Annotated in this window: 6 protein-coding genes; 4 read left to right on the top strand and 2 right to left on the bottom strand. The window is 73.9% G+C overall.

Features of this window, described 5'->3' with window-relative positions; genetic code table 11:
• Nucleotides 1–30: 30 nt before the first annotated feature.
• Complete coding sequence (locus ACFU7Y_RS40420) at nucleotides 31–831, bottom strand: enoyl-CoA hydratase-related protein (RefSeq protein ID WP_380771366.1); 801 nt, start codon at nucleotides 829–831, stop codon at nucleotides 31–33.
• Nucleotides 832–1,128: 297 nt separating this feature from the next.
• On the opposite strand from ACFU7Y_RS40420, the gene ACFU7Y_RS40425 reads away from it, so the two are divergent.
• Nucleotides 1,129–1,296, top strand: coding sequence for a DUF3117 domain-containing protein (locus tag ACFU7Y_RS40425; RefSeq protein ID WP_014137929.1), 168 nt, complete (start codon nucleotides 1,129–1,131; stop codon nucleotides 1,294–1,296).
• A 111-nt stretch (nucleotides 1,297–1,407) separates the two neighbouring features.
• Here ACFU7Y_RS40425 and ACFU7Y_RS40430 read toward each other — a convergent pair whose 3' ends face one another.
• Nucleotides 1,408–2,040, bottom strand: coding sequence for an O-methyltransferase (locus ACFU7Y_RS40430; protein WP_380771370.1), 633 nt, complete (start codon nucleotides 2,038–2,040; stop codon nucleotides 1,408–1,410).
• A gap of 288 nt (nucleotides 2,041–2,328) precedes the next feature.
• On the opposite strand from ACFU7Y_RS40430, the gene sigE reads away from it, so the two are divergent.
• From sigE to ACFU7Y_RS40445, 3 genes are all read left to right on the top strand, one after another.
• Entirely contained in the window at nucleotides 2,329–3,060 is a 732-nt protein-coding gene (gene sigE / locus ACFU7Y_RS40435) for an RNA polymerase sigma factor SigE (protein WP_374120044.1), read from the top strand.
• A gap of 122 nt (nucleotides 3,061–3,182) precedes the next feature.
• A complete protein-coding gene (locus ACFU7Y_RS40440; RefSeq protein ID WP_380771368.1) occupies nucleotides 3,183–4,094 on the top strand; it encodes a zf-HC2 domain-containing protein in 912 nt (303 codons plus the stop codon).
• Between the two features lie 159 nt (nucleotides 4,095–4,253).
• Nucleotides 4,254–4,688 carry a sec-independent translocase gene (locus ACFU7Y_RS40445; RefSeq protein WP_224281693.1) on the top strand — a complete coding sequence of 145 codons (435 nt, stop codon included), beginning with the start codon at nucleotides 4,254–4,256 and terminating at the stop codon, nucleotides 4,686–4,688.
• Nucleotides 4,689–4,752 lie beyond the last annotated feature (64 nt).

A 4,752-nucleotide genomic window follows, 5' to 3' on the forward strand; every position in this document is an offset into this window, starting at 1 on the left:
GGGCCGGCCGGCCCGGGCCCGCCAACTGCGCTAGCGGCCCAGGTACTTCGGCTTCTCCTTGGCGATGAAGGCGCGAACCGCGATCCGGTGGTCCTCGCTCTCGCCGGCCAGCGTCTGCAACTCGTCCTCCTTGTCGAGGAGTTCGTCCAGCGAGTGGGAGGCGCCGTACGCCAGCGACTCCTTGATGGCGCCGTAGGCGACGGTCGGGCCCTCGGCCAGCTCGCGGGCGAAGGCCCGTGCGGTGGCGGCGAGTTCCTCGGCCTGCACCACCGTGGTGGCCAGGCCCAGCTCCATCGCCTCGGCGGCCTTGACGGTCCGGGGCAGCATCAGCAGCTCGGTGGCCTTGGCGTGCCCGACCAGCCGCGGCAGCGTCCAGGAGGCGCCCGAGTCGGCGGTCAGCCCGATCCCGGCGAAGGCGGTGTTGAAGCCGGCCCGGTCGGACAGGATGCGGAAGTCGCAGGCGAAGGCGAGCGAGGCGCCGGCGCCGGCCGCCACCCCGCCGACGGCGGCGACGGTCGGCTTGCGCATCCCGGCCAGCGCCCGCACCAGCGGGTTGTAGTGCTCGGCGACGGTCCGCAGCGCGCCCTCGCCGGTCTCCTCGGCCCGCTTCAGCAGGGCCAGGTGCTCGTTCAGGTCCTGCCCGACGCAGAACGCCCGCTCGCCCGCCCCGGTCAGCAGTACGGCCCGCACCGCCGGGTCGGCGGCCGCGGCGGCCATGGTGTCGCGCAGTGCGATCTTGGTGGCGACGTCGAGCGCGTTCATCGCCTCCGGGCGGTTGACGGTGATGACGGCGAGGCCGCCGTCCAGCTCGTACAGCACGGAATCGGACATGGGTGAGGGCTCCCGGGGTCGTGGCGGTGTCAGTCGTGTGTGTCAGGATGCCGGAGCACGCGGGGGCCTGGGGAGTGTGAGGTATCGCACCTTCCGGTGGTGTCCACGCCGCCGCCACGCCGGGGCTTATGACGTGAATTGCGGCGGTTGGGGACGGTCCGGCCCTGGTTGCACCGAGAGTGATGTTGGTCATCAGCCCGTGGCATGCGGGATAATGGCTTCCGATCAATGCGTTCGATACCGGCGGTGGACGGACTGCCGGTGCGTAGCTGAGCGGTTGCAGGAAGGGGAACGAGCATGGCGGCCATGAAGCCGCGGACGGGTGACGGCCCGCTCGAAGTCACCAAAGAGGGGCGGGGCATCATCATGCGCGTTCCGCTCGAAGGCGGCGGACGCCTTGTGGTGGAGCTCACGCCTGACGAGGCCGACGCCCTCGGCGAGGCCCTGAAGAAGGCCTGCGGCTGACCGCAGCAGGTGCTCGCCATCTCCTGGAGATGTGCTGCCGGGCCCGGGTACGACGTCATGTCGGCCCGGGTCCGCACGTTTTCCGGGCCCGGCGCCCCGAGGAGGCCGGGCTCAGCGCTTGATGGCGCAGAGCAGCCCGTCCGAGACCGGCAGCAGCGCCGGCAGCAGGGCCTCGCTCTCCCGCACGTCCCGGACCAGGTCCCGGACCGCGCCGGTCTGCGGGTCCTGGAGCTCCGGCTCGGCCAGCCGGCCCTCCTGGAAGACCCCCTCGAAGCAGACCATCCCGCCCGGCCGCAGCAGTCGCAGCGCCTCCAGCAGGTACTCGCAGGACTCGGCCGGGTCTCCGTCGCAGAACACCAGGTCGTACTGGCCGTCGGCGAGCCGGGGCAGCACGTCCAGCGCCCGGCCCGGTATGAACCGGGAGCGGTTGGCCGCGAACCCGGCGGCCTGGTACGCCTCGCGGGCCAGCTGCTGACGGACCGGCTCCGAGTCCACCGTGGTGAGCACGCCGTCCGGCCGCATCCCGCGCAGCAGGTAGACCCCGGACACCCCGGTGCCGGTGCCGATCTCGGCCACCGCCTTGGCGTCCAGCGCGGCCGCCAGCAGCCGCAGGCAGGCCCCGCCGCTCGGCCCGATCGCCCGTATCCCGGTCCGCGCGGACTGTGCCCGGGCGTAGGTCAGCACCGCGTCCTCGCCCACGTAGGTGTCGGCGAGGGCCGCACGCGCGGGCCCGAACTCGCTGATGGCTGCCTCTTTCGGAGCCCCGGGCGGCGGCCCGGTGCCGAGGGATGTCGATATTTCCTGGCACAGATTACTGGCCGACCGGGAACCGCGTACGGCGGCGGGCCGTTGTCATGTCGGACCGGGCGCGGGAGACCTCCCGGGCACTTTTATCCGGGCTTGACGGGTGAGGTGGATATGGTGGTGGCCCTGCTGGGCAGAAGAGCCGACCGAGGAGGTGTGGCCGAGGGCGACGTCCCTGTGTGGCGGCACTCCCGCGGCACCGCGTCGGCCCGTACGCCGAAGCCCGTGATGAACCAGCCTGCGCACTCCGACCTGGACCAGCCCGTCGCCGCGCCGTCGGCCGCCGGTGCCACCGAGGCCCCCGCCCTCGCGACCTTCACCGAGGGCCACGACGCGCAGACCTGGACTCCGCCCACCTGGGAGGAGATCGTCGAGGCGCACAGCGCCCGCGTCTACCGGCTCGCCTACCGCCTGACGGGCAACCAGCACGACGCCGAGGACCTCACCCAGGAGGTCTTCGTCCGGGTGTTCCGTTCGCTGTCCACCTACACCCCCGGCACGTTCGAGGGCTGGCTGCACCGGATCACCACCAACCTGTTCCTGGACATGGTCCGCCGCCGCCAGCGCATCCGCTTCGACGCGCTCGGCGAGGACGCGGCCGAGCGGCTCGCCTCCCGCGAGCCCAGCCCGGCCCAGCACTTCAGCGACACCCACTTCGACGCCGACGTCCAGCACGCCCTGGACACCCTCGCGCCGGAGTTCCGCGCCGCCGTGGTGCTCTGCGACATCGAGGGCCTGTCCTACGAGGAGATCGCCGCCACGCTGGGCGTCAAGCTCGGCACCGTCCGCAGCCGCATCCACCGCGGCCGCTCGCACCTGCGCGCCGCGCTCAAGCACCGCGCCCCCGGTTCGGTCCCCGGCCGTGAGCGCCGCGGCGGCTCGGAGGAGCCGGTGCCGGTCGGTGTCGGCGCGGTCGAGGCCGCGGTCGCGCCCGGTGGGCGCGGACGGAGGCGACCGTGAGCGGAACCAGCCGGTCCGGTTCGGACCGGTCGGATGCGTCCGACCGGTCCCTGACCCGACGGGGCTGGGCCCTGCCGGGCCGTCGCGGAGGCGACGAACCCGGTGAGCCCACGCTGCCCCCGGTGGCGCTGCCCGCGGACACGTCGCTGCACGCGCTTCCCGTCCGCCCCGCCGCACCCGCCGCCGAGGAGCACCACCTCGGCGAGCGCCTCTCCGCCTTCCTGGACGGCGAACTCGGCCACAACTCGCGCGACCGCGTCCAGGCCCACCTGGCGACCTGCCCGCAGTGCCTCGCCGAGGCCGACGAGGGCCGCGCCGTCAAGCACATGCTGACCCGCACCGGCACGCCCGGTCCGTCCTCCGCGCTGATGGCCCGCCTGATGGCCGTCGGCAACCTCCCCGAGGACGCTCCGGCGGACCGCGACTGGCCGGCCGGGCGCGGGCGCCGCGATGACGACGACGACCTGCCCGGTGGCGGGGTCGCGGCCACCGGCACGCTCGGCGGCAGCCGGCTCGACGGCGGCTCCTTCGGCCGCGGTGCCGGCGCCTCCTTCGGCGCGGGCGCACTCGGTGCCGACGCCCCGGTGCCCGGGGTCGACCCGCGCGCCTTCGGGCGCGGCGCGGTGCTGCGGCCGCTGATGGGCCGGCGCTCCGCCCGCCCCGAGCCCACCGCCGCCCCCGCCCGTCCGCAGCCGTCCGCGGCCGCCGTCCGCTCCTCCGCGCGGGGCCGCCGGCTGGTGTTCGCCGCCGCGGGCGCCTTCTCCGTCGCCGCGGTGACGCTCGGCGGCGTCGGCGGGCTCAGCGCGCAGGGCGAGGAGCGCCACGGCACCAGCGTCAGCCCGCCCGGTGGGGGCGCCGGCGCCGGCCGCGACGGCCTCGTCCCGATGACCGCACAGGCCCCGGTGGACTACGCGGGCCGCCCGGCCACCGCGACCCGCGACGCCACTCCGCCGGGCTACCCCGAGCGCTATCCCGAGCGTTACTACGATCGCTACCCCGGGGGATTCGCCGCACTGCGCCAGCAGGTTCGCTAGAACGGCCCTCGACGGACCCGGGACACACGCTCGACCCTCCGCCCGGACGCCCTCGGCCACCGGCAGGTCTTTACCACGGCTTCATCCCAGCGTGGACCATGGACTCGCCGGTGGCCATTACCCTGTAGGAACCGTCGTCCGACGAGCTAGGGAGCAAAGGTGTTCAGCGACGTAAGCGGGCTGGAGGTCCTGACCCTGGTCGTGATGGCGATCATCATCTTCGGCCCGGACAAGCTGCCGAAGCTGATCCAGGACACCATGAACGTCGTCCGGAAGATCCGTTCCTTCGCCGACAATGCGAAGGAGGACATCCGCAGCGAGCTGGGCCCCGAGTTCAAGGACTTCGAGTTCGAGGACCTGAACCCCAAGACCTTCGTCCGCAAGCAGCTCCTGGGCGACCAGGAGGACCCGCTTGGCCTCAAGGACATGAAGGACTCGCTGGACATCCGCTCGGTCCTGGACGACAAGCCCGCGGCGCCGGTGAACGGCCGCAGCGGCAGCGTCAGCTTCGAGAAGTCCGACCCGGCGCCCGCCTCCACCGGGGCCCCGCTGGCGCCCGGCGAGCGGCCCCCGTTCGACCCCGACGCGACCTGAGCGGTACCGCCTACGGCCCACCGGCTCCGCGCCACCGCCCCGCTCGGCCACCCGGCTGGGCGGC

Source organism: Kitasatospora sp. NPDC057542, assembly GCF_042801945.1.
GTDB lineage: Bacteria > Actinomycetota > Actinomycetes > Streptomycetales > Streptomycetaceae > Kitasatospora.